This is a genomic window from Streptomyces sp. NPDC017448 (assembly GCF_044330565.1).
Classification (GTDB): domain Bacteria; phylum Actinomycetota; class Actinomycetes; order Streptomycetales; family Streptomycetaceae; genus Streptomyces.
The window spans coordinates 95,181-118,306 of record NZ_JBIRLM010000006.1 but is presented as its reverse complement, the minus strand read 5'-3'; the positions used below and the strand labels follow the sequence as shown (position 1 = coordinate 118,306).

Sequence of the window (23,126 nt, the reverse complement as noted above, 5' to 3'; positions counted from 1 at the left end):
CGGCACCGTGCCCCGTGCTGCGGCGCCGGGCGGGCCGGGCGGCCGGCCCGTCCGGCGTTCGAGGGCGGGGCCCGGGGCCCCGCGGCCTATCCCTTCGCCCCGGCCCCGTTCAGCGACGCCGGGGCGGGAGCCGCCTCCGTACCGCCGCCGACCGGCAGGTCCGCCAGCCCCAGCTCCCTCGCCGCCGCCAGCAACTGCTCCACCTGGCCCGACGCCGCCCCCGGCGACCCCATCAGCCGCATCAGCAACGCCGACACCGTCAGGTTCTGCACATCGCCCGTGGAGACCGAGCCCAGCACCCGGGTCAGGTCGTCCGTGAAGGAGGACGAGCCGTCCAGCCAGGGTCCGGCCAGCGCCTGCGCGGTCTGCGAGTTCTGGACGAACCCGTCCACGCCCTTGCCGAGCGAGACCGAGGAGACCAGCCGGTCGAAGAAGACCGAGTCGCCGCCGACGATGTCGATGTCGGCGTTCTCCAGCCCCGTCGCCAGGACCGTCGCCTGCGCCTCCGCGATCTGCCGCTGCACCTCGAACCCGGCGAGCCGGATCTCCTTCTCCGCCTCCAGCCGCAGGCGGTACTCCTCGTGCGTACGGGACGCCTCGTCCAGCGCCGCCATGGCGGCCGCCTTCTCGGTGAGCCCCGCGGCCTCCGCCTTCAGCTTCTCGCCGATAACCGCGGCGTCCGCGGTCGCCTGCGCCCGGGTGCCCTCGGCCTCCGCGAGCGCCTTGAGCCGCGCGCCCTCCGCCTCGGCCTTGAGCCGGGCCGCCGTCGCCTCGGCCTCCGCGAGGCCGGCCTTCTCGATGACCTCGGCCTCGGCGTCCCGCACCTGCACGGCGGCCAGTCCGGGCGCCGCCGACTCGGCCCGCACCCCCTCCGCCAGCCGCAGCTTGGCCTGCGCGTCCAGGTCCGCGGTCTTGAGCCGCGCCTCGGCGAGGGTGAGCTGCTCGGCCGCCAGGTGGGTGGAGGCCGCCTCCGCCGCCTCGGCCGCCTTGATGTCCTTGACCAGCTTCTCCTGGGCCTCCGCCTCGGCCGCGATGATGACCGACCTGCGGGCCCGCTCGGCGTCCTCGACGGCGCGCAGGGTGAGGATCGACTCCTCCTGCTCGGCGACCGTGCGGTCCACCGCGATCCGCTCGCGGATGACGTCGGCGACCTCGCGCCGCTCGGCCTCGACCTCCTTCATGGCGGCGATCCGGTTCAGCTCGGTCTCGCGCTCGCGCCCGATGACCTCCAGCATCCGGTCCTTCTCGATGCGCTCGCTCTCGACGGCGATGACGCGCTCGCGGTTCTTCTGCGCGACGGCCACCTCCCGCGCCTGGTTCTCGCGCTGGATGCCGAGCTGCTCCTCGGTCCTGATGAACGCGCTCTGCGAACCGAGCCGCTCCTCCTCCTGCACCCGGGCGGTGGCCGCCTCCTCGCGGGCCCGCAGCGTCTCGACCTCGCGGCGCTGCTTGATCTCCGCCTCGGCCTGGCGGCGCTCCAGCTCCAGGATCGTCTCGCGGGCGTCGACGTCCTGCCGGGTGATCTCCTTCTGCTCGGTGCGCTGGAACTCGTTGGTGCGCACGTGCTCGATCGCGGTCAGCTCGGTGATCTTCCGGATGCCCTGGGCGTCCAGGATGTTGGCCCCGTCGAGCTGGGCCATCGGGGTCTGCTCCAGGAAGTCGATCGCGGCGTCGTCGAGGTGGTAGCCGTTCAGGTCGGTGCCGATGACCTGGATGATCCGGTCCCGGAACTCCTCGCGCTGGGTGTACAGGTCGACGAAGTCGAGCTGCTTGCCGACCGTCTTGAGCGCCTCGGAGAACTTCGCGGCGAAGAACTCCTGGATGGCGACCTTGTCGCTGGCCCGCTGCGTACCGATGGACTGGGCGACCTTGATGACGTCCTCGACGGTCTTGTTGACCCGGACGAAGAACGTGATCTGGATGTCGGCGCGGATGTTGTCCTGGCAGATCAGCCCCTCGCGCCCGGCGCGGCGGATCTCGATCGTCTTCACCGAGATGTCCATCGTCTCGGCCTTGTGGAGCACGGGCAGGACGACGGCCCCGGTGAAGGTGACGTCGACCTTCTTGGTCTTGGAGATGATCAGCGCCTTGCCCTGCTCGACCTTGCGGAACAGCCGGGTGACGACGAAGACGACGGCGATGACGATGAGCAGGACAACGGCGATGAGCACGCCGATGCCCAAGGAGATGGCATCCATGGAGAGTCCTTGGCGGCTGGTCGGTACGGAAGGTCGGGGGAGGGCGGTGGCAGGGCGGGCGGGCCCCGGTCGCGTACCGGGGCCCCTGCGCGGGTGTCGCGCGGCGGCACGTGGTGCGGGTCCGGAGACGTGGTGGAGGCAGGGAGGCGGCGTGGGTGTACGGAGACGGGGCGGCCGGCCCGTCCGGGTCAGCCGGCCGCGCCGCCCCGCCGTTCGTGCGGTGCGGTGTTCGGACCCGGGTCCAGCGCCGCGTCGTAGGACGCGACCCAGAAGAACTCGCCCTCCTCGTCGTAGGCGTAGAGGAGCCCGGTGCTGCCCCTGGTGAGCGGAGCCTCCCCGGCGGCCGGGCCGGAGAGCGGGTGCGACGGGGCGGCGGCCCGGACCTGCACGGTGGCGGTCGATCCGTCGTGCGCGACGACCTCGGCCTGGCCGAAGGAGGCGGTGACGGAGCCGGTGCGGATCGTGCAGACGCCGCCGAGGAAGTCGAGCCGGGATGGTGGGGGTTCCGCCGGGAAGTACCGGCGGAAGCTGTGCAGCAGGAGGCGGACGGCCGCCCAGGCGACGAGCAGCGACCCGGCGAGCACGGCGAAGGAGAGCGCGGTGCGGACGGCGCCGCCGGTCCCGCTCCGGTGCAGCAGGACCGTACCGGTCAGGCTGCCGAACCAGGCGAGGACGACGAGCAGGGAGACGGAGACCGGGGCGGGGACGCCGCTGAGACCGGCCGGAGCGGTGTCGAGGTCTCCGCCGAAGGAGTCGTGGCCGGCGGCCCCGGCCAGCACCAGGAGCCAGAAGCAGACGACGACCACCAGGGCCGCGCCGAAGACGGCGGCGGGGAAGGCGAGCGCCGCGCTCAGGAACTCGTCCATCGGTCCCACCCCCCTTGCGGTCGCGCGCATCGTCCCGGTGACGGTGCGCCTCGTCGGTTCCGGTACGGGGGCGGTCGGCCGGCGGGCGGCCGGGTGACGGGCGGCCGGGTGACGGGGGCCGGCCGCCGCGGCGCGGTCGAAACCGCCGCGGAGGGCGGGGCGTTCGCCCTCGGGCGCCCCGTGCCGGACCTCCGGCCCCCACATCGTCCCCGATCCCCCGTGGACGGTGCGGAATCCGAGATCCGGGAGGCTCCCGCTCCCCCGTTCCCGTGCTCCCCCGTACTCCCCCCGTCTCCCCCGCAGGGCCTCCCCGGGTGTGTTTCCCCCGGGGCGCCCCCGTGTTGGTGCTGACCTGATCCTGACACCGGGGGGCGTTATCGTGCATTGCCGGAACCCGGCAATCTTCCTGCCCGGCTGATGCCGGGCGTCGGCACCGGCCGGGAAGCGTCGGGAAGATGACCGGACTGTTGCAAGGCTGAAGGAGAATGCGTGGCCGAGCCGAGGATTCCCGACGAAATACTGGGCGATTACGCCCATATCCTGGGTGAAGTCGCCCTCACGGGCCGTCGCTTGACCCGTGACGAACTGGAGGAGCGCCGGTCGCTGGGACGTGCGGCGGCGGACGCGGGGTACCAACTGCGCGCCTTGGTGACGATGCACCTGGCACGGACGCGTGAAGCGTGGCCGCGTGCCGCTGCCGGAAACTCACCTGCCGTGACCGACGCCGTCCTGGCCGCCGTGGAGCAGGCGGTCGACGCGTTCGCCGAGGGGTTCGAACGCGCCCAGCGGCTCACCGTACGGCGGGAGGAGGCGGCGCGGCGGGAGTTCATCGACGACCTGCTGTACGGGCGGAGCGACCTGGTCCGGCTCGCGGAGCGGGCGACCCGCTTCGGCCTGCGGCTGTCGCGCGCGCACGCGGTGGCGGTGGCGTCGGGCCCGGAGGCGTACACGGAGACGGACGCGGCGCCGCGCAGCGTGGAGACGGCGCTGCTGGCGCGGTTCGGCGGGCGCAAGATCCTGCTGACCACGAAGGACGGCCGGATCGTCTGCATCGCTCCGGGCAGCCAGCCCGACGTGCTGCGCTACTTCGCCAAGCAGGCGCACGCGGCGACGGACGGCGGCCGGGTCGCGATCGGCCGCCCGCACAAGGGGCCCGGTGGGGTGGTCCACTCGTACGACGAAGCCCTGGAAGCCCTCGATCTGGCGGACCGGATGAGCATGGACGACCCGGTGCTGTACGCCGCCGACCTGCTGGTCTACCCGGTGTTGACCCGGGACCGGCAGGCGATGGCGGATCTGGTGCGCAGTGAGCTGGGGCCGTTGCAGAAGGCGCGGGGCGGGGCGGAACCGCTGCTGAACACGCTGGCGGTTTACTTCGACGCGGGGTGCGTGGCCGCCGAGACGGCCCGCCGACTGGCCCTGAGCGTACGGGCGTTGACGTACCGGCTGGAGCGCATCCACCAGTTGACCGGGTCCGACCCTTCGGATCCGGTGCACCGCTACAGCCTGCAGACGGCGGTCATCGGCGCACGGCTGCTGGACTGGCCGGCCAAGGAGCTGTGACGGCCCGCCCGGCGGCGCCGGAACCGCCGTCGACGCCGACGACGACGATGCCGGTCCGGGGCACGGCCCGGCCCTCGGCGGGCTTCACCGCCTCCCGCCGCCCCGTGACGACGACGTGGATCCTCCGATGTGCCCCCCCAGGTCCACGACCTCTCCCTGCGTGCTGCGTTCCGCGCTCCACGGCGGGGGGCGAAGCCGGGGCGGAGGCGACTCCACCGGCGCGCAGAGGCGCAAGGACGACGTGTCTCCGGCTCCGGGTCCGTGCGGCTGACCAGCGCGGCAGCCGCATCGCACGCGTGATCGCTCGTACGGGTGCGCGAGGGCCCGGCGGATCGTGGAGTACCCAACGCCCGTGTTCAAAAGAGGAGATGAACACCGGGTCCGTCCGGTGAACGGGAGGCCCCACGCTCTATCGTGGCGTCATGTCCGTCGATCTGATTCGTGTCGTCACCCGTGACTCGCCGATGGCTCTCGCCCAAGTGGAGCGAGTGCGCGCCGAGTTGTCCGCCCTGCACCCCGGCATCCGTACCGAGGTGGTCCCGGTGAAGACGACGGGCGACAAGTGGATGGGCGATCTCAGCGCGGTCGAGGGGAAGGGCGCGTTCACCAAGGAGGTCGACCAGGCCCTGCTCGCCGGGGAGGCGGACCTGGCGGTGCACTGCGTCAAGGACATTCCGGCGGACCGGCCCCTCCCCGCCGGCACCGTGTTCGCCGCCTTCCTCCGCCGCGACGACATCCGCGACGCCCTGATCCACCCCGGCGGCCTGACGCTCGACGAGCTGCCCGCAGGCACCCGGATCGGCACCTCGTCGGTACGCCGTTCCGCTCAGCTCGCCGCGTCGCATCCGCACCTCGACTGCGTACCGATGCGCGGCAACGCCAACCGCCGCCTGGAGAAGCTCGCGGCCGGCGAGGCGGACGCGCTGCTGCTCGCCGCGGCGGGGCTGGGGCGTATCGGCCGCGAGGACGTGATCACCGAGGTCCTGACGACCGAGGTGATGTGCCCGCCGATCGGGGCGGGGGTGCTCGCGCTCCAGTGCCGCGAAGGCGACGACGCCGTCATCGACGTCGTGAGCGGGCTCGGCGACCCGGCCGCGCTCCGTGAGACGACCGCCGAGCGCATGTTCCTCCATGTGCTCCAGGGCCACTGCAACAGCCCGATCGCCGGGTACGCGCGGGTCGAACGCAACGGCGACCTGTCGCTGCGGGCGAAGGTGTTCACGCCGGACGGCAAGACCGTGCTGAACGCGCACGAGTGGGCCGGGCCGCTGGACCCCGCCACCCTGGGCACCTCCGTCGCGGTTGCGCTGCTGCGCCAGGGAGCGCGGGAGCTGATCGACGGCATCGCGCACTGAGACGTACGGATTCCGCCGGGGGCGGCGTCCGGACGGCCGCGGGGGCGGAGACGGCGGGCCGGACCGCGCCGGAGCCCCCGGACCCGCGCGCTGGCGGGGTCCGGGGGCTCCGGTGTATCGGCGGCCGGGCCGGGGACTACTCGTGCTTCTCGCCCGCCGGCTCCGGGGTGAGGTCGTCGTGTGCGCCCCGTCGGCGCTCGGGGGCCGAGGCGGCGGCCGGCTCGACGGCTTCCCCGGCGCTCGCGCCCGTACTCTTCCCGGCATCGTCACCGCCGCCGCGACGGGCCTCGATCTTCGCCGCGAGGGGCTGTGTCCACCGAGCGGTGAGCGGTCCGGCGATCACGAGGATCAGGACGTACGCGGTGGCGATGGGGCCGATGCGCGGCTCGGTGGCCACGGCCAGGCCCGCGATGACGATGGAGAACTCGCCGCGCGCCACGAGGGTGCCGCCCGCACGCCAGCGACCGCGCGAACCGATTCCGGCGCGCCGGGCCGCGTAGTAGCCGGTGGCGATCTTGGTGAGGGTGGTGACGACGGCCAGCACGGCTGCGGGCAGCAGCACCGGCGGGATGTCGGCCGGGTCGGTGGAGAGCCCGAAGAAGACGAAGAACACGGCGGCGAACAGGTCCCGCAGCGGGGTGAGCAGCTTGCGGGCGCCCTCGGCGACCTCACCGGAGAGCGCGATGCCGACGAGGAACGCGCCCACGGCGGCGGAGACCTGGAGCTGCTGGGCGATGCCGGCGACCAGGACGGTGAGGCCGAGGACGACCAGGAGCAGCATCTCCGGGTTGTCGGAGGAGACCGCGCGGCTGATCAGGCGGCCGTGGCGGAGCGCCAGGTAGAGGACGAACCCGACGGCCCCGAGCGCGATGACGAGGGCGAGGCTGCCGCCCGCCAGGCTGACGCCCGCGAGCATGGCGGTCAGCAGCGGCAGGTAGATCGCCATCGCCAGGTCCTCCATGACGAGGACGCCGAGGATGACGGGGGTCTCGCGGTTGCCGAGCCGGCCGAGGTCGGTCATCACCTTGGCGATCACCCCGGAGGAGGAGATCCAGGTGACCCCGGCGAGCGCGACGGCGCCCACGGGGCCCCAGCCGAGCATCAGGGCGGCGAGGGCGCCGGGCGTCGCGTTCAGCACGAAGTCCACGGCGCCGGACGGGTACTGCGTCTTGAGGCTGGTGACCAGCTCGGACGCGCTGTATTCGAGGCCCAGCAGGAGGAGCAGCAGGATGACGCCTATCTCGGCGCCCACCATGGTGAACTCCTCGCTGGCCTTCAGCGGGATCAGTCCGCCGTGCCCGAAGGCGAGCCCCGCCAGCAGGTAGAGCGGGATGGGGGAGAGCCCGATCCGGCCGGCGAACCGCCCGACGAGCCCGAGTCCGAGGATGACGGCCCCCAGCTCCACCAGCAATGCGGTCGTGTCGTGCATGGTCAGCCCTCCGCGATGATCTCGGAGAGCGCGTCGACGCCCTCACGTGTACCGACGGCGACGAGAGTGTCCCCGATGGCCAGTCGGAAATCCGGTTCCGGCGAGGGGTGCGCGCTGTGGGTGCGCAGCACCGCCACGATGGACGCCCCGGTCCGGGTCCGCGCCCGCGTCTCCCCCAGCAGCCGCCCGCCGTACGGGGAGCGCGACCCGAGCGGAATGTGCTCGGTGACCAGGTCGATGCCCTCGGTCCGTACGGCGTCGATGGGCGCCGGATCGATGAGGTGGGCGAGGGCGGTGGCCTCCGTCGTCGTCAGGGGGACGGAGAGCCGGCACGCATCAGGGTCGTCCTGTTCGTAGAACCCGATGAACCGGCGGCCGTCGTGGTGGACGACGACCGAGATGTGCTGGCCCGTCTCGGTCGTGAAGTCGTACTGAGCACCCACTCCGGGCAGTGACGTGCGGCGGGTTCCCATGGCTTCCTCCCGAGACGTGCGGTTCGCACGCATTTGGCGATCTCTTTATCCGGCCATTACCTTATCGGGCGGCGAAAATCGGTCGCGGGGCCGAAAGGCGGCCCCCTGGGCCGGTCCGCCGTACGGAACAGGTGCGGGCCGTCCGCCCGGCCCCACGTGGCACCTGTCCGAGAATCGCCCTTGGTGCTCCGTGGAGAGCGGGAAAACAGGAGGCGACGGAGCGGGATTCCTACACCGGTCGCCCGGGCGCGAGCAGTTCCAGCGCCTCTTCCCACGGGAAGGCGGCCGTCTCGCCGGACTTGGGCGTGTGCGGTGCGCGGGCGCTGATCCGTACGCCCATGGTGCGCAGCCGGGCCAGGCTCTCCACGTACGCGGGGTGGTGGGCGAGGAAGGAGTTCACCGCCGGGAGGACGGCGGTGGGCACGCCCTGCCCGTACGCCTCGCAGAGGATGCCGAGGGCCAGGGTGTCCGCGATCCCGGCCGCCCATTTGTTGATCGTGTTGAACGTGGCGGGGGCGACGACGATCGCGTCCGGGTCCGGGAACGGCCGCGGTGCGCCGGGGGTGCGCCAGGCCGAGCGGACCGGCCGCCCGGTCCGCGCCTCGACGGCCGCCGCGTCGAGGAAGCCGAGCCCCTGGGGCGTGGCGACGACGCCCACCTCCCAGCCGGCGTCCTGCGCGGCGGCCAACAGCAGGTCGACGTCGCGGGCGACGCCGGCCGCGCAGACGACGACGTACAGGAACGGCTTACGGGTCCGGGGACCGGACGGCTCGCTCACGAGGAAACCCCCAGGAATCTGATCGCGGTGACGGATCGGTGCGGCGCGGTGCGGTGCGGCGCGGTGCGCTGGGGGCAGCGTACGGCGAGGGTGTCGGAGGGCGGCCGGAGGAGAAGGACCGTGCCCGGAGGGGAAGGGCCGCAGCCGCGGGAGAAGGGCCGCGCGCCCGGCGGCCGGACCGATGAGTTCCGCCGTCACGGCAGGTCTCACCTGTCGTCCGCCGTCTCTCGACGGCCGTAGGAAAACAGGAGGAACGCATGGCACAGCTGCTGAGGGTCCAGAACTTCACCGTCTCCGAGGACGGGGTCGCGGCGGGTGAGGACCAGACGCTGGAGCGGCCGTTCGGCAACGTCGACCCCGGGGCTCTCTTCTCCTGGGCGGGCGCTACGGCGAGCTGGCCCAACCGCACCGAGCCGGGCGGAAGCCGGGGCCTGGACGACTACTTCACGCGGGACTTCGCCCACGGAATCGGGGCCGAGATCATGGGCCGCAACAAGTTCGGCCCGCAGCGCGGCCCGTGGGAGAACCACGACTGGCAGGGCTGGTGGGGCGACGAACCCCCCTTCCGCACACCGGTGTTCGTGAAGACCCACCACCCGCGCCCGTCGTTCGCTCTCTCCGACACCACGTTCCACTTCGTCGACGGCGACCCGGCGACGGTGCTGGAGCGCGCCCGTGAGGCGGCGGACGGCAAGGACGTCCGGCTCGGCGGCGGCGTCACCACGATCCGCGAGTTCCTCGACGCCGGCCTGGTCGACACCCTGCACGTGGCGGTGGCCCCGCTGAAGCTGGGAAGGGGCCTGCGCCTCTGGAACTCGCCCGACGACCTGCGCGACCGCTACCACCTCGACGTCGTCCCCAGCCCGAGTGGCATGACCCACCACCTGTTCTGGCGAAAGTGACGCCTGCGCCCGGTCAAATTCGAGAAGTGCCCGACGGCGGCGCGGCGGATCGTGGAAAGTCGGATGCGTAGTCGTCCGAGTGCGCAGAGGTACGGAGTGCCGCCCGGACATCGCGAGCTGCCCGACGGCAGCCACCCGAGAAGGACCCCTGCCGTGTCGTCTTTTCACCCCCGTTACGCTCCCGCCGGCGATGTGGGCGCGGCGCTCATGATGATCGACTCCCGGCTCAGGAGCGTCCACGCCGACGCGACCGGCCCCGACCCCGAACAGGAGCGCCTGGTCCAGCAGCTCATCTCGTCACTGGGCCCGCAGGGGGTGGACGACGTGCTGGACGGTGCGTGCACGCTGATCTTCATGTACATGAAGTGGCTGCGGGAGGCTCACGAGGCGCACGACAAGGACGTCATCGAGTACGTGGTGCCGACCTTGGTCACCACGCTCCGGCAGATGACCATCAGCATCCCTCCCGAGACCATCCCCACGATGTCCGGCATGGCCATCGCCGCCGCCATCGGTCTGAGCCCCACGCTGTGGCGGCAGCAGTACGGCGACTGGAAGCGAACGGAGCTGACCCCGCTGCAGGCGACGGCGTTCCTGCTGGCGGAACACATCAACCGCATGACGGACGACCCGAACTTCGCCACCCGCTTGATCACGGACGCGCTGACGCAGATGGAGGAGGCGGACGCGGCGGCGGAGACGGAGTAGAGCCCGTGCCGGGGCCTGTGCCGAACCCGTTCCGGGCCTGTGCCGAACCGCCTCGGCCCCGGAGCGGGCCGGGGCCGGACCCCGGCGGGTCTCGGCCGGCCTGGCAGGGCCCCTGGACGAATGAGCCTGAAGTGCTTACCTGTTGGTACAGCTGAAGGAGGGCAGTCTCGGGTCCTGGCCTACCATCGTCTCCGTGTCCTCTGCGCTGATCCTCATCGACCTGATGCCACGCATCATCGCCCTGCCCCTTGCCCCGCACTCCGGCGAAGAGGTACTGACGCGCTGCCGTCGGTTGGCTGAGGTGTTCAGGGCGAGTGATCGCCCAGTGGTGCTGGTTCGAGTGGAGAGGCCGAACACAACCGAGCAGCCGCCAGGCAGCGGCTTCGCTGACGGTCTGGTCCAGCCCAGCGATGTTGTGGTCGTCAAGCGCACCGTCGGAGCATTCCATGGCACCGGCCTGCACGACCAGTTGCGCAATCTGGGCGTGGACACGCTGGTGCTCGCCGGGCTGGTTACCACGATGGGGGTCGAGTCCACTGCGCGGGCCGCAAGCGACCACGGCTATGAGCTGGAGTTCGTCGCCGACGCGATGTCCGGCTTCGCTGCTGACGAGCACGACTTCACCGTGGAAAAGGTCTTTCCCCGGTTCGGTGAAGTGCGTAACACGGCGGCCTACACCTGAATCAGTGGTCGTAGGCGATCAGTGACCGGGTGACTGGTGCGCCGATTTTGTTGTGCCAGATACCGGCGGCCAGCGCGAGGACACGCTGGGCGACTCGGATCGCGACGCCCTCGAAGGTCCGCCCGCCGTGTTGTTCCAGGTCGAGCTGCTCTTTGAGGGTGTCGTTGACCGACTCGATCAGCTGGCGGACCTTCGTGAGCATCGGCTCGCCGTAGCGCCGCTTCTCGCGCTTGAGCGAGGGCCGCAGCAGCTCGACGCCGAACTCGGCTAGGGCGGCGGTTTCCTGACCAGCGGCTTCCTGACCAGCGGGAGCGACCAACCGGCGCAGGCCAGGAGCGCGTCGCCGTCCTCGGTGAGGAACAGCAGGGTGGCCCAGCTCCGATCGACGGCATCGATCAGCCCGGTGCGCACGGGTCGGCCCTGTGCCCGGACGAGTTGAACGCCGCGTTCCAACCCCACAGGTTCGACCCCGAGCGCCCGCATGCGGTGAAGGCGTCGCGTGTAGACGCCGACGTGCCGTCCCCCGGGCTGCGCCCGGTCCGCGACCCAGTAGGAGCCGCCGCCGCGGAGGACGGCCAGGGCCCGCACGGCCGCCTCACTGCCGTCCTGTGCCAACAGCGTTTCCAGCACCTGCCGTTGCATGGTCACCCCCGTTCGGGATCCTGCGGTACAGCCGCGAGGTTCCGCAACAGGGGATCGCGTGCGCCCGTAGCGCGCCGACGGCAACTGCCTCGGCGTGCACCACGGGGAGGGACGAGGCGGCTGCCCGGGCCCCCGCGGTGCGGGCCGGGTCGCGGTTCGGTCGGCTCTGCGGTGTGCGTGCCGGGTGGTGGCAGACTCCGCGTGTGCTGATGACGGTGTACGGGCCCGGACCGATGGCCGCCGGAGAAGCGTTGGTCGGGCGGCCGGGGTTCTGGAGCTGCCATCTGCTGGGCCTGTGCGGGGACGGGGCGTGCGGTGAGCGTGCCGACCCCGCGTGGTTCGGGGATGACGGGGCTGATGTGGACGCTCTCGCCGAGACGCTCTTCGATCCCGAGCGGTGGCCGGTGTTCCGGGTTCCGGGGGGAGGCCGGCGCTCCGGGGGCGGGGTCGTGGTGATCTACCGCAATCTCGGCGACGGGACCGCGGTGGACTACCTCCGGGGCGAGGCCCCGCACGGCGAGGTCCGGCTGTCGTGGGGCGAGCTGGTCGGCGCCGCCGACAGTTCCGGTTCCGCCGACGACGGTGTCCGCGAGGGGGCCGAGCGTTTTCTGCTGCTCCTGCCGTGCCTCGGCGGAATGTGGGACGAAGAGGCCGTGCGAGAGCGGACGGTCGCGGCGCTGGTCGCCGTCGGGGCCCCCGAGAGCACCGTCGAGCGGGCCGCAGGCCACCTGATCGGACATCTTGAGCGGCGGCCGTCGCACGCGGCCGACTGGGACTCGCCCCTCAGCGGAGGCTGAGCGGCCCGCCTGGAGCGGTGCGGGAGGGCGCTCGCCCGACCGGCCCCGGGCGGCGGCGTCGGGGCGGGGGCTTCCTCGTACAGATGCTCGGTGAAGCGGTAAGTCACCTGGTCGAGTGGGGTTTTCCGTTGGTGGTCGGCGCGTCTTCCCGGCTGCGGTACCGTGATCGTGTCATCACGCTCTGTGTGTACGCGTGTGCATGCGTGTGTACGCGTACGCATATGGGGCGGCCCCCGGTGGTGTTCACAGCACCGATCCGAGGGCCTTCACCCAACTAGTGGAAGAAAGGCTCCACTGGGATGCTTCGGCATGCTATCGCGCCCTCCCGGCGCTACACGAAGGCCGCGCACGATGTCGTGCGCCACCCGCGTCTGTGCGGCGACGCGAAGATCCTGATCCTCTACGTCCAGGGATTGCCCGATGGGCAGGCCCACCTCCCCCTGTCCGAGCACGCGCGGAAGTTGGGCATCAGGGGGCGGGCCTTCCAGCGCGTCAAGGAGCAGTTGCTCACGAACGGGTTCGTGCATGAGCGGCGGGTCTCCGGCGAGCGCGGGTGGTGGGCGACCCATCAGCTCTTCTCCAACGTCCCGTTGGACGACGCCGGGGCGTGCGACGTGTGGCGGAGGGAAGGGGAGCAGCCGGGGAGCGGGGCCGACCGTACGCCCGGTGGCTCGCCAGGCGATTCTTCCCCGATTTCTTCCTGTGTCTCCCTCCCCCGCCCCTCTTCTCCGAGTGCGCGCCTTCCGGCGGTCGGTCGGCCGGGGCGTCGGACCGCCGGTCACCACCTACCGGTAGAGGAAGAACGGGAGAAGAACTCATCCCGCCCACCCTCCGAAGCGGCCGAAGCATCCGCAACGCCCGAAGCCCCCGCAACGCCCGAAGCGCCCGAAGTGGCCGAGGCACCCGAAGTGGCCGAGGCACCCGAGGCGCTCGACGCACCTGCCGCGCCCGAAGCCGTCGAGGCCGAGCGGGTGTTGTTGTCCCTGCGGCATTCCCATCGCGAGCTGCACCTCGGCGTGGCCGAAGCCCGAGCCCTCGTCGGACAGGCCGTCGAGTGGTTACGGCGCGGGATGTCCGGGAGCGACCTGCGGCGGGTGCTGACCAGTGATCTGCCGCCCGGTGGCGTGCGGTCCGCCGTGGGGTTCCTGCGGCACCGGCTGGTGCAGAAGATGCCCGAGGCGGTCGGCCGGGCGGGCGTCGGGCGCGAGCCAGGTGCTCCGTTGCGTGCGGTCGAGCCCGCACCACGGCGTGGACCCGAGCCCGCGGCCCTGCGTGAACCCGCGGCCCTGCGGGGACCCGAGCCCGCGCCCGAGCCCTCGTCCCCGGTTGCCGTCCCTCGGTACGTCGCTCCGCTCGTCACCTGCGAAGGGCCGGGGACCGAGCACGTCTTCCGGTCCCTGGGGGGCGAGTCCCAGTGCCCCGATTGCCGGCAGGAGGCCGCCTGGGCGCGGTGGGCCGAGTACCGCATCGCCAGCCTCGGGGGTGACGCCCTCGCCGGTCCGGAGGAGGAGCAACCGGCCGGGTGGCGCGGGCGGTTGACCGCCGCCGTCGCCGCTGCCGCCGACCGCAGGGCAGAGCCGGACACGGCTGTGCCCGAGAACCCGCGTGGGGCTCCCGGGCACCTGCCGGCCTGACCGGCCCGGCCTGCCGGCCGGTCTGAGCGACCTGACCGGGGCGCGGTCGGGGGCGGGGAAGTCCTCGCCCCCTCCGGGCATCAGCCCTTGATCTCGATCTCGCCGTTCTGCTGCGAGCCCGTTGTGCCCGGCGTCGCGGGGGACGTCTCCGTACCGGGCTCCCCGGTCGTGGGCGCGGGAACCGTGGCCGTACGGGACGTGAGGTTGTTCAGGAGCGATGCCAGGTCCACGCCCGTCGTCGAGCTGAGCAGTTCCATGCCCTGCGAGACGTTGTCCGTGACCGTGCGGGCCAGCTGGCTCGCGCCGTCCGTGGAGATGACCGTCATCTTGTCGATGGCGCTCAGCGGCTCCGCCGCCTTCGCGACCACGCTCGGGAGGACCTCGACCAGCATCTGGAGGACGGCCGCGTCACCGTACTGCGCGAACGCGTCGGCCTTCTTCTGCATGGCCTCGGCCTCGGCGGCGCCCTTGGCGGCGATCGCCGCGGCCTCCGCCTCGCCCTCGATCCGGACCGCGTCGGCCAGCGCCGAACGGTGCAGCTTCTCACCCTGACCGGTCAGACGCGAGCGCTCCGCGTCGGCCTCGGCCTCCTTGACCTGGGCGATGCGGCGGGCCTCCGCCTCCTGCTCGGCCTGGTAGCGGGCGGCGTCGGCGGGCTTGCGGACCTTCGTGTCCAGCTCGCGGTCGGTCAGCGCGGCCTGGCGCTCGGCGACCTTCTCCTGCTCGGCGAGGACTTCCTGCTGGCGGGCCGCCTCGGCGAGCGGGCCGGCGGCGTTGGCCTTGGCGGCCGCCGCCTCCGTCTCTGCCTTGATCTCGGCCTGCTTCAGGTAGTACGTCCGCTCGGCGATGGCGATCTCCTCTGCCGCCTTCAGCCGGGCCTGCTCCGAGGCGCGCTTCGCGATGGCCTCGGCGATGTCCGCCTCCTGCTTGGCGCGGGCGGCCTCCGGGCGGCCGAGGTCCTCCAGGTAGGAGCCCTCGGTGGTGATGTCCTGGATCTGGAAGGCGTCCAGGATCAGCCCCTGGCCGGAGAGGCTGGCCTCGGCCTCCTCCGCGACCTGCCCGGCGAACGCGGCCCGGTCCCGGATGATGTCCTCGACCGACATCCGGCCGACGATCGCGCGGAGCGCGCCGGAGAGCACTTCCTGGGTGAAGCCGACGATGCCGTCCTGCTGCTGGAGGAAGCGCTGGGCGGCCGCGCGGATCGCGTCCTCGCTGCCGCCGACCTTCACGATCGCGACGCCTTCGAGGTTCGACTTCACGCCGCGCAGGGTCACCGCGCCGCGCACGGCGATCGGGATGTGCCGGCTGGAGAGGTCGAGGGTGAACTTCTGCTGGACGAACGGCACCACGAAGACGCCGCCGCCGACGACGACCTTCTGACCGCTGTTGTCGATGCTGGTGAGGCCCGTGACCGGGTCCGTCGACTTCTTGCCCCGGCGGCCGGTGATGATGAACGCCTCGCTGGGCCCGGCCACCTTGTAGCGGGTGATGACGACGAGGCCGAGCAGGACGAGGAGTACGACGATGCCGATGACGGCGATGACTACTGGACTCATGTGATGTGTCCCCCCTGCCTCCCGTGGGGGACGGCAGATTGTCGTGGAGCTGGGCGGTGCGGTGGAGTGGAGTGAGTGGGTCGTGGTGGGGGAGGGTGGGCGAAGGGTGGACGGCGGGCCGGGTCGCGCGGGGTCAGCGCTCCACCGGGCGGACCGCGACCGAGGTGGTCGACAGGGCCTCCTCGACCCAGATCTCGGTGCCGCGCGCCACGGGGACGGCCGACTTGGCCGCGTACTTGACCGGCTGGCCGCCCAGGCGCAGCATGACCTCGCCGTAGCCCTCGGCCGGGATGGCCGTCACGACGGAGCCCGACGTGCCGATCAGGTCGGAGCCGCGCGGTGTGGTGTGCGTCTGGTCGCTCATCAGGGCCCGGCTGAGTTTCCAGGTCAGCCAGGCCGCCACCAGGCCGGCGGCGACGCCCGCGACGGTGGCCGCGATCGGTCCGGCGTCCGTCGTGCCGAGCACGATGGCCCCGCCGAAGCCGAGCATCGAGACGAAGCCCGCGATCACCGGAAGCGACAGCAGCCCGTCGAACAGGCCGTCGAGCACGCCGTCGAGAAGCCCTTCGAGAATCCCGTCGAAGATCAGGGAGAGGGCGAGCAGGACGATCCCCGCAATGCCGAGACCGAGAAAGAAGGTCACGTGTTCACTCCCCGCCTGTCGACTTCCCCCGAGTGTTTTTCGTCGATCTGGCTGGATGGTCCCATACCGCACCTGCCTCAGTCACTGCCGGATTCCGGCAATCTTTATGTCTTTTTGATGCCGGACAAACGGTCCGTGAGCGTGGAGAGCGACTGGAAGGTCGCTCCGAGGAGTGCCACGTGCTTCCAGCGCAGCACCCCGTCCGGGTCGATGAGGAAGACCGCCCGCCGCACCCCGATCCCCGGCGCGGCGACCCCGTACGCCCTGGCCGTCCCGCGGCCCTCGTCGGCCAGCAGCGGCATCCGGAGACCGTGGGCCCGGGCGAACGACTCATGGCTGTCCACACCCTGTGGACTGATGCCCCAGACGTCGGCGTCGAGCCCCTCGAACACCTCCATGCCCGAGGAGTACGAGCACAACTGCTTCGTGCAGACGCTGGTGTTGTCCCCCGGGTAGAACGCCAGCACCACCGACCGGCCGCGGGCGGAGGAGAGCCGGTAGTCGGAGCGTTCGAAGGAGTCGCCCGACAGGTGCCCGCCGGGAAGGGTGAAGTCCGGTGCCACACCGCCGAGTTGCGGTCCTGATGCCATGAAGGGCTCCTTCGGTGTCATGTACGGGGATGGCGGGGACGGTCCATATGGTTCCGCGCCGGTGACCGTACAGTGGGTGACACCGCCCGCCGCCCCCACGCCCGTCCCCGGCGGAGCGCTGACGCCTCGGCCGGCCCGCCCGCCGGCCGCCGGCGCCCGCGCCGGTCCACCGGTCCGTCGCCCCGCGCCCCGTCCGGAGCGGCCCCGGCGACGTATACACGGCAGAGGGGCCCGCGCCCCGCACCCGGACCTGGAGGTACGCGTGGTTCAACGACCGCCGTCGGCAGCGGTTCTCGTTCTGCACGGGGGGCGTGAAACCGGTACGGAGCCCCCGCCGCGGGGGTTGCTCAATCTGCCCGGTACCCGGATGCGTCCCTTCGTCCGGGCGCTCGGCCGGGCCGCCCGCGCCGCGGGCGAGGAGGTGCTCGTGCGGGAGGTGCGGTACGGCCACCGGGGCTGGAACGGCGCCCGCGCGGACCCCTTCCACGACGCCGTGGCCGCCCTCGACGCCCTGCGGGAGCAGGCGGGGGACGAGCTGCCGGTGGTGCTGCTCGGCCACTCCATGGGGGCGCGCGCCGCCCTCCGCGCCGCCGGGCACCCCCTGGTCCGGGGCGTCGTCGGGCTCGCCCCGTGGTGCCCGCCGGGGGATCCGGTCACCCAGCTCGCGGGCCGGGCCGTCGTCCTCGTCCACAGCGACCGGGACCGGCTGACCAGCCCTCAGGCCAGCCGGTCGCTCACCGCCCGGGCCCGCCGCGCCGGCGCCCGTACCTGCATGATCACCGTCCGGGGCGGCGACCACGCCATGATCCGCCGGGCCCCGGCCTGGCACCGCGTCACCACCGCGCTCGTCATGGGACTGCTCGGTTCCGGCAGTCTGCCGGGACCGGTCGGCACGGCCCTCGCCCTGCCGGCCACCGCCGAGGCCACCGAGGGCGCCCTCGACCTGGACCTCGATCTCGGCCCCGGAGCCGGGCCGGGCCCCGGCCCGTCCCGGGGCCGAACGGGCCTCGCTCGCTGAACCGCCGAACCGCCGAACCGCTGAACCGCTGAACCGCTGAACCGCCGAACCGCCGCGCCGCCGAACCGCCGCGCCGCCGAACCGCCGCGCCGCTGAGCCGCCGAGCCGCTGAGCCGTCGAGCTCCGGAGCCGCCGGGCCGTCGAGCCGCCGGGCCGGGGCCGTGTTCCGGCGCGCCCTGACCGGCCGTCCTGCGGATGCGGTGCGGGGAGGGGCGGCCGACGATGGAGACCCTGGACCCGGGGCCGACGAGGGCGGGAGGCAAGGTCGTGGAGGCCGACGCGTGTGACGGCGGTATGCCGTCGTTCTTCGACCCGAAGACGGTCGCGGCCCTGTTCGACGGCAATCCGGCCGCCGTCGCGGTGCTCGACCACGACCTCCGCTACACCTACGTCAACCCGGCCCTCGAACGCCTCAACGGCCTCCCCGCCGCGTCCCACCTCGGACGGACCTTCTTCGAGGTGCTGCCCGAGCTGCACGGTCGGCCCGCCACCATGCGTGACGTGCTGGCCGACGGAAAGCCCCGCGAGGAGACCATCAGGGGGCGGACCTGGGCGGCGGACGGGTCGGACCAGCAGCTCTGGCGCGCCGCCTACCACCGGCTCGACGCGGACGGCGAGGGGTGCGGGCTGATGGCGATCGTCGTCGAGGTCACCGAGACCGTCCGGCAGCGCGAGGAGTTGGAACAGGCCCGCGGCCGCGTCGCCCTGCTCAGCACCGCCGCCGTCCGGATCGGCACCACGCTCGACATGGACACCACCTGCCGGGAGCTGGCCGACTTCATGGTGCCCGCCTTCGCCGACGTCGCGGCGGTCGACGTGTTCCCGGCCGAGGTGGGGCACACCGTACGCCGCTCGGCCCCCGACGTCGTACGGCTGCGGCGGGCGGCGCTGCGGGGCGGTGGCGACCTCGACGAACAGGTGCAGCAGTTCGGTCACCCGGGGGAGTACGTCGACTTCGCCCCGGACTCCGCGGTGACCCGCTGCCTCGCGGAGAACGTGCCGGTCATCGACGACTGGGAGGACCACACGCGCGGACGGAGCGCCTTCACTTCGGACCGGATCGCCGCCTCCCGGGCGCTCGGTCTGCGCCAGGCGCTCGTCGTCCCGCTCACCGCGCGCACCCGGCCGCTCGGCGCGCTCACCCTCGTCCGGGCCGAGGGCTCCCCCGTCTTCGACGAACAGGACGTGGCCGTGGCCCGCGAACTGGCCGTCCGGGCGGGCGTCGACCTCGACCACGCCCGCCGCTACGACCACGAGCACAGCATCGCCCGCGAGCTCCAGCGCTCGCTGCTGTCCGAGCCGTGGGGACCCCGCCCCCACGTCGAGGTCGCCACCCGCTACCGCCCCGCCGACCGGGGCGTCCTGGTCGGCGGGGACTGGTTCGACGTCGTGCCGCTCCGGGACGGCCGGCACCTCAAGGCGATGGGCGACGTGATGGGCCACGGCGTCGAGGCGGCCGTGGCGATGAGCCAGTACCGCTCGCTGCTGCGCCTGCTGGCCCAGGAGGACCTGCCCCCGCACCAGATCCTGGAGCAGCTCGACAGGATGGTGGAGCGGTCGGGTCTGGACCGGGCGGCGACCTGCCTGCTCGCCGTCGTCGACCGGTTCGGCGGGGTGTGCGAGGTGGCCAGCGCGGGCCATCTGCCGCCGGTCTTCATCGATCCGGGCGCCGACGCCCGGATCGAACGGGTACCGGTCGGTCCGCCGCTCGGCACCGGGTTCGGCGGCTACCGCACCGCCTCCGTGCCCTGCGGTCCGGGGACCGTGCTGTTCATGTACACCGACGGGCTGGTGGAGCGCCGGGGCGAGGACATCGACGTGTCGGTGGGGCGGCTGGCCTCGCTGACCCTGCCGCCCGGCGGCGGCCTGGAGGACTTTCTGGACCGGGTGCTGGACCGGTTCGGCGACGACGCGGAGGACGACATCGCCGTCCTCGCCTCCCGCATCCGCGAGGGGCCGCCGGTGGTGGGGCCCGCGCCGGCGGAGTGAGACGCCGTCGGGCCCGAAGGCCGGGAGCCCCCTTTGCGGGACCACCGCAAGGGGGAGGGGGAGGCGAGCGGCCCGGTCAGCCCAGCTCCAGGCTTGAGCGGCCCGGTCAGCCCAGCTCCAGGCTGGTGATGCCGTACAGGCCCGTCCGGTCGATCTCCGGTGCCGGGCCGCTGTACATCCGGGCCGTGTCGAACGACGGGGTCAGCCCCAGCTCCTCCGCCACCCGGACCGCCGCCGGGTTGACGTCGGGTACGTCGACGGCTACCGGCGTCTCCGGGACGGTGGCCGCGAGCGCGCTGACCAGGGCCGCCGCCACGGCGGGGGACGCGGCGTACAGGGGGCCGATCCGGGAAGCGGCGCGGCAGGCCCGCACCACCCCGAGGCCCCGCAGCTCGCCGTCCCGCACCGCCGCCAGGGCCGTACGGCCCGGGGCGGTGATCCAGGAGGCCAGGAAGGTGTCCCGAGCGGCCGGGAAGTACCGGCGGTCGTAGGCGGCGAGCAGGTCGAAGGGCACGCTCCGGGCGTCGACCAGGGCGGTGTCCGGGGGCGGGGCGACGCCCGGCGGGGGAGTTCCCTCGTACCGCGCGTTGCTCCAGCAGGTGCGGAAGCCCGAGCGGCGGTAGTTGTCCTGCTGCGCGGGCACCCCGTCCAACCCGACGGTGCGTCCGGCGAGCCGGGCCGTCCCGGCCTGCCAGGTCCGCAGCCCGTAGCCCTGTCCGCGCAGGTGGGGGCGGGTCAGGTAGAAGCCCAGGAAGCCGTGGTCGTCGCCGTAGCGGATGACGGAGACGGAGGTGACCGGTTCGCCGTCCAGCCGCCCGAAGAGGAAGCCGCCGGGGTCGGTCGCGAAGAACACCCCGCCGTCGTGCAGGCCCGGGTTCCAGCTCTCCTCGTGGGCCCACTCGCCCAGCGTCACGAGGTCGTCGGCCCGGGCGGAGGTGATCTCGAAAGAGTTCGGCACGGCACAGACGTACCCCGGCCCGCCCTCGTTCAGTGGTCGGAGTACGGGCGATTTCCGGCCTTTCGGGCGGGCGGCGGCCGGGCGCGGGGCGCCGCCTGGAGCGGGGCGGCGGAGGGACGCGGGGCGCCGCTGGGAGCGGGGCGGCGGAGGGATGTGGGGCGCCGCCGGGTTCGGGGCACGGCCGGACGCGGGACGCGTCCCGGCTCGGGCCCGACCGGTGACGGAGCCCGACCGGTGACGGAGCCCGACCGGCGGCGGGGCGTGTCCGGGCTGGGGCCGCCGCTCGCTCAGGCCGTCTCCGGGTTGTCCCGCTTCCGGCCGCGCAGTTGCCGCAGGACGAGGGCGGCCGAGGTGATCAGCGGCAGCATTCCCGCCACCGCGTCGACCGTGTTCAGTTTGTCGTGGGTGCCCCTGGCCCGGCGGACCTGCTTCGACGCCCTCACCACCGAGAGCACGCTGCTGCCCAGGCTCAGCACGAGCCCGGCCTTGCCGCCGCGCATCCTCTTGGCGGTCCCCGACCGTTTCTTCGCCATCACAGCCACCTCCCAGCCGGCGGGCCGCGTCCCCCTGGCGGGCGGGCCCTCCCCGTCCACGTAACCGGCTCTCCGCCGTCCCCGCAAACGGGCCGGGCGGCGGTCGCGCAAACGGGCCGCGCGGGGTCGTGCAAACGGGCCGGGCGGCGGCCGCGCCCGCACGCGGGCCGGGAAGTGCGGCCCTGCGGTCCCGCCGTGGCACCCCGGCGCCATCCCCCGTTCACGTGGCATCCGCGCGGGGGTCGTCGGGCCTTGCGATCGTCCCTCCCGGAAGACCATCACGCAGGAGGGCACGTTCATGAACAGTTCGAGGGCGCGGCTGCCGCGGCGCGGAGCGCTGCTGCTGGCCGGCGCGCTGGCGGCGGGCACGGTCGTGGCCGGTGCGGGGACCGGGACGGCCGCCGCGGCGGACCCGTGCACCGGGAGCGGACCCCTGCCGCGTGCCTGCGCGCAGCCGGGGGAGCTGATCGACGTCACGCTCGGCGAACTGCACCCGACGCAGGCCGTCCTCGGTTTCGACCAGGTCTTCTACAAGCTCGGCCGCTACGGCAGCGACCGCGACGAGGCGGCGGGCGGTGTCAACAAGCGCTTCGACGAGTGGTGCGAGACCAATGGCCAGGGGGAGGCCGCGTCGGCCGGCCCCGGAGCCCGGCTGGACGACCCGTCGAGCTTCACCTGCACCGTTCCCCTCGGGCAGGAGACGCCCCGGACGGTCGCGCCGATGAAGACGGCCGTCGTCGGACCGGGCGGCAAGCTGTACCTCACCGACGGGCACCACACCCTGACGTCCTTCCTGGAGGGGCCGGACGGCTCGCCCCGCCTGCGTATCCGGCTCCGCGTCACCGACAACTTCAGCGCGCTGTCCCCGTCCGCGTTCTGGCAGCGGATGACCGCAGAGAAGAAGGTGTGGCTGCGCGACGAGAACAACCGGCCGCTGGCCGTGAACCAGCTGCCGGAGCGCCTGGGCATCACGCACTTCCGCGACGACCCGTACCGCAGCCTCGTCTACTTCACCCGGGACATCGGTTACGAGGTCCCGGACGGGGCGACGGAGTTCCTGGAGTTCTCGTGGGGGGCCTGGCTGCGGGGCGAGCACGACACGAGCGCGTACGACCTGACCGCCCCGGGCCCCTACCTCGACCTGGTGAAGCGCGCCTCGAAGTCGATGGCCGCGCTCGCCCCCGACGCGGTCGTGGACGACGGCAGGACCGCCGCGCAGCTCGGCCGCATCGACGCGTGGAACGGCGGCAAGAAGGAGACCGGCGGGGAGTTCGCCAAGCTGGCCCGGCCGCTGAGCGACCCCAAGCCGGGCAAGCTCGCCGAGTCCCTGGCCTACAAGTCCCGCGTCCCGGCCGCCCCGGCCTGCACCACCCGGGTCTCCGGCCCCCGCAACGGGCCGCTGACCGTCACGAGCGGCGTCACCTGCCTGGACCGCGCCGCCCAGCGCGGCCCGGTCGTCGTCCGCCCCGGGGCCGCCCTCGTGGTCACCGGCTCCACGCTGGCCGGTCCGGTCCAGGCCGACGGGGCCGCCGCCGTCCACCTGTGCGGTTCACAGCTGTCCGGCCCGGTCGCGGTGGGCCGCACCACCGGTCCCGTACGGATCGGAGGGCCGGGCTGCACCGCGAACGCCGTGGAGGGGCCGGTCGTCCTCACCGGCAATACCGGCGGCGTGACCCTGGCCGCCAACACGATCGCCGGCCCCCTGGCGTGCGCGGCCAACCGGCCCGCCCCGGTGGCCGATCCGGGCCGCGCCAACGAGGTGCGAGGACCGCGTACGGGGCAGTGCGCCGCGCTCTGAGCCGCCCGCCCCGG

General features: G+C 73.0%; 21 protein-coding genes and 1 pseudogene. 10 read left to right on the top strand and 12 right to left on the bottom strand.

Annotation, left to right across the window (positions count from 1 at the left end; genetic code table 11):
• Positions 1-86: 86 nt before the first annotated feature.
• Positions 87-2,198, bottom strand: a complete 2,112-nt coding sequence (locus ACH4K1_RS12825; protein WP_398089014.1) for a flotillin family protein — start codon at positions 2,196-2,198, stop codon at positions 87-89.
• A gap of 188 nt (positions 2,199-2,386) precedes the next feature.
• Positions 2,387-3,064: a hypothetical protein gene (locus ACH4K1_RS12820; protein ID WP_398089013.1), complete on the bottom strand. Its 678-nt coding sequence runs from the start codon at positions 3,062-3,064 to the stop codon at positions 2,387-2,389.
• Between the two features lie 489 nt (positions 3,065-3,553).
• On the opposite strand from ACH4K1_RS12820, the gene ACH4K1_RS12815 reads away from it, so the two are divergent.
• Positions 3,554-4,627 carry a PucR family transcriptional regulator gene (locus ACH4K1_RS12815; protein WP_398089012.1) on the top strand — a complete coding sequence of 358 codons (1,074 nt, stop codon included), beginning with the start codon at positions 3,554-3,556 and terminating at the stop codon, positions 4,625-4,627.
• 422 nt (positions 4,628-5,049) lie between these two features.
• Positions 5,050-5,982 (top strand): hydroxymethylbilane synthase, encoded by a 933-nt coding sequence (gene hemC / locus ACH4K1_RS12810; RefSeq protein WP_398089010.1) that lies wholly within the window; start codon positions 5,050-5,052, stop codon positions 5,980-5,982.
• A gap of 136 nt (positions 5,983-6,118) precedes the next feature.
• Here hemC and ACH4K1_RS12805 read toward each other — a convergent pair whose 3' ends face one another.
• From ACH4K1_RS12805 to ACH4K1_RS12795, 3 genes are all read right to left on the bottom strand, one after another.
• Positions 6,119-7,411, bottom strand: a complete 1,293-nt coding sequence (locus tag ACH4K1_RS12805) for a cation:proton antiporter (protein ID WP_398089009.1) — start codon at positions 7,409-7,411, stop codon at positions 6,119-6,121.
• Between the two features lie 2 nt (positions 7,412-7,413).
• Complete coding sequence (locus tag ACH4K1_RS12800; protein WP_073768394.1) at positions 7,414-7,884, bottom strand: cation:proton antiporter regulatory subunit; 471 nt, start codon at positions 7,882-7,884, stop codon at positions 7,414-7,416.
• A 229-nt stretch (positions 7,885-8,113) separates the two neighbouring features.
• Positions 8,114-8,662 carry a flavoprotein gene (locus ACH4K1_RS12795; protein ID WP_398089007.1) on the bottom strand — a complete coding sequence of 183 codons (549 nt, stop codon included), beginning with the start codon at positions 8,660-8,662 and terminating at the stop codon, positions 8,114-8,116.
• A 257-nt stretch (positions 8,663-8,919) separates the two neighbouring features.
• Between ACH4K1_RS12795 and ACH4K1_RS12790 the strand changes: the two genes are divergently transcribed.
• The 3 genes from ACH4K1_RS12790 (at position 8,920) to ACH4K1_RS12780 (ending at position 10,954) form a co-directional block, all read left to right on the top strand.
• A complete protein-coding gene (locus ACH4K1_RS12790) occupies positions 8,920-9,564 on the top strand; it encodes a dihydrofolate reductase family protein (RefSeq protein ID WP_398089005.1) in 645 nt (214 codons plus the stop codon).
• A gap of 207 nt (positions 9,565-9,771) precedes the next feature.
• Positions 9,772-10,272 carry a hypothetical protein gene (locus tag ACH4K1_RS12785; protein WP_398089275.1) on the top strand — a complete coding sequence of 167 codons (501 nt, stop codon included), beginning with the start codon at positions 9,772-9,774 and terminating at the stop codon, positions 10,270-10,272.
• 193 nt (positions 10,273-10,465) lie between these two features.
• Complete coding sequence (locus ACH4K1_RS12780) at positions 10,466-10,954, top strand: isochorismatase family protein (protein WP_398089003.1); 489 nt, start codon at positions 10,466-10,468, stop codon at positions 10,952-10,954.
• 1 nt (position 10,955) lies between these two features.
• On the opposite strand, the pseudogene ACH4K1_RS12775 reads toward ACH4K1_RS12780, so the two are convergent.
• Positions 10,956-11,246, bottom strand: a pseudogene (locus ACH4K1_RS12775) (IS982 family transposase); the annotation flags it as partial.
• On the bottom strand, positions 11,222-11,596 hold the full coding sequence (locus ACH4K1_RS12770) for a hypothetical protein (RefSeq protein ID WP_398089274.1): 375 nt from the start codon (positions 11,594-11,596) through the stop codon (positions 11,222-11,224). The gene ACH4K1_RS12770 and the pseudogene ACH4K1_RS12775, both read right to left, overlap by 25 nt.
• A 209-nt stretch (positions 11,597-11,805) precedes the next feature.
• Between ACH4K1_RS12770 and ACH4K1_RS12765 the strand changes: the two genes are divergently transcribed.
• The gene (locus ACH4K1_RS12765) at positions 11,806-12,393 is read left to right on the top strand and encodes a hypothetical protein (RefSeq protein ID WP_398089272.1); all 588 of its coding nucleotides are present in this window, start codon (positions 11,806-11,808) and stop codon (positions 12,391-12,393) included.
• A 299-nt stretch (positions 12,394-12,692) separates the two neighbouring features.
• Positions 12,693-14,027, top strand: coding sequence for a hypothetical protein (locus ACH4K1_RS12760; protein WP_398089001.1), 1,335 nt, complete (start codon positions 12,693-12,695; stop codon positions 14,025-14,027).
• 80 nt (positions 14,028-14,107) lie between these two features.
• On the opposite strand, the gene ACH4K1_RS12755 is transcribed toward ACH4K1_RS12760, so the two are convergent.
• The 3 genes from ACH4K1_RS12755 to ACH4K1_RS12745 all read right to left on the bottom strand — a co-directional run bounded on the left by ACH4K1_RS12755 (position 14,108) and on the right by ACH4K1_RS12745 (position 16,816).
• Complete coding sequence (locus ACH4K1_RS12755) at positions 14,108-15,583, bottom strand: flotillin family protein (protein WP_398088999.1); 1,476 nt, start codon at positions 15,581-15,583, stop codon at positions 14,108-14,110.
• Between the two features lie 133 nt (positions 15,584-15,716).
• On the bottom strand, positions 15,717-16,226 hold the full coding sequence (locus tag ACH4K1_RS12750) for a hypothetical protein (RefSeq protein WP_398088998.1): 510 nt from the start codon (positions 16,224-16,226) through the stop codon (positions 15,717-15,719).
• Between the two features lie 104 nt (positions 16,227-16,330).
• On the bottom strand, positions 16,331-16,816 hold the full coding sequence (locus ACH4K1_RS12745; RefSeq protein ID WP_398088996.1) for a peroxiredoxin: 486 nt from the start codon (positions 16,814-16,816) through the stop codon (positions 16,331-16,333).
• Positions 16,817-17,078: 262 nt separating this feature from the next.
• Between ACH4K1_RS12745 and ACH4K1_RS12740 the strand changes: the two genes are divergently transcribed.
• Together ACH4K1_RS12740 and ACH4K1_RS12735 are read left to right on the top strand one after the other, a co-directional pair.
• Positions 17,079-17,834: an alpha/beta fold hydrolase gene (locus ACH4K1_RS12740; protein ID WP_398088994.1), complete on the top strand. Its 756-nt coding sequence runs from the start codon at positions 17,079-17,081 to the stop codon at positions 17,832-17,834.
• 222 nt (positions 17,835-18,056) lie between these two features.
• Positions 18,057-19,823 (top strand): SpoIIE family protein phosphatase, encoded by a 1,767-nt coding sequence (locus tag ACH4K1_RS12735; protein ID WP_398088993.1) that lies wholly within the window; start codon positions 18,057-18,059, stop codon positions 19,821-19,823.
• Positions 19,824-19,929: 106 nt separating this feature from the next.
• On the opposite strand, the gene ACH4K1_RS12730 is transcribed toward ACH4K1_RS12735, so the two are convergent.
• Complete coding sequence (locus ACH4K1_RS12730; protein ID WP_398088992.1) at positions 19,930-20,781, bottom strand: GNAT family N-acetyltransferase; 852 nt, start codon at positions 20,779-20,781, stop codon at positions 19,930-19,932.
• A 287-nt stretch (positions 20,782-21,068) separates the two neighbouring features.
• Positions 21,069-21,314 (bottom strand): hypothetical protein, encoded by a 246-nt coding sequence (locus ACH4K1_RS12725; protein WP_398088991.1) that lies wholly within the window; start codon positions 21,312-21,314, stop codon positions 21,069-21,071.
• 298 nt (positions 21,315-21,612) lie between these two features.
• Here ACH4K1_RS12725 and ACH4K1_RS12720 point away from each other — a divergent pair, with 298 nt between their 5' ends.
• Positions 21,613-23,112, top strand: coding sequence for a ParB/Srx family N-terminal domain-containing protein (locus ACH4K1_RS12720; protein WP_398088989.1), 1,500 nt, complete (start codon positions 21,613-21,615; stop codon positions 23,110-23,112).
• The last annotated feature ends 14 nt before the right edge of the window (positions 23,113-23,126 follow it).

Coding starts and splice junctions, on each gene's coding strand:
- ACH4K1_RS12720 (WP_398088989.1), top strand. CDS start 21,613: ATGAACAGTTCGAGGGCGCGGCTGCCGCGGCGCGGAGCGCTGCTGCTG.
- ACH4K1_RS12800 (WP_073768394.1), bottom strand. CDS start 7,884: ATGGGAACCCGCCGCACGTCACTGCCCGGAGTGGGTGCTCAGTACGAC.
- ACH4K1_RS12820 (WP_398089013.1), bottom strand. CDS start 3,064: ATGGACGAGTTCCTGAGCGCGGCGCTCGCCTTCCCCGCCGCCGTCTTC.
- ACH4K1_RS12765 (WP_398089272.1), top strand. CDS start 11,806: ATGACGGTGTACGGGCCCGGACCGATGGCCGCCGGAGAAGCGTTGGTC.
- ACH4K1_RS12755 (WP_398088999.1), bottom strand. CDS start 15,583: ATGAGTCCAGTAGTCATCGCCGTCATCGGCATCGTCGTACTCCTCGTC.
- hemC (WP_398089010.1), top strand. CDS start 5,050: ATGTCCGTCGATCTGATTCGTGTCGTCACCCGTGACTCGCCGATGGCT.
- ACH4K1_RS12825 (WP_398089014.1), bottom strand. CDS start 2,198: ATGGATGCCATCTCCTTGGGCATCGGCGTGCTCATCGCCGTTGTCCTG.
- ACH4K1_RS12770 (WP_398089274.1), bottom strand. CDS start 11,596: ATGCAACGGCAGGTGCTGGAAACGCTGTTGGCACAGGACGGCAGTGAG.
- ACH4K1_RS12790 (WP_398089005.1), top strand. CDS start 8,920: ATGGCACAGCTGCTGAGGGTCCAGAACTTCACCGTCTCCGAGGACGGG.
- ACH4K1_RS12735 (WP_398088993.1), top strand. CDS start 18,057: ATGGAGACCCTGGACCCGGGGCCGACGAGGGCGGGAGGCAAGGTCGTG.
- ACH4K1_RS12785 (WP_398089275.1), top strand. CDS start 9,772: ATGATGATCGACTCCCGGCTCAGGAGCGTCCACGCCGACGCGACCGGC.
- ACH4K1_RS12805 (WP_398089009.1), bottom strand. CDS start 7,411: ATGCACGACACGACCGCATTGCTGGTGGAGCTGGGGGCCGTCATCCTC.
- ACH4K1_RS12745 (WP_398088996.1), bottom strand. CDS start 16,816: ATGGCATCAGGACCGCAACTCGGCGGTGTGGCACCGGACTTCACCCTT.
- ACH4K1_RS12725 (WP_398088991.1), bottom strand. CDS start 21,314: ATGGCGAAGAAACGGTCGGGGACCGCCAAGAGGATGCGCGGCGGCAAG.
- ACH4K1_RS12760 (WP_398089001.1), top strand. CDS start 12,693: ATGCTTCGGCATGCTATCGCGCCCTCCCGGCGCTACACGAAGGCCGCG.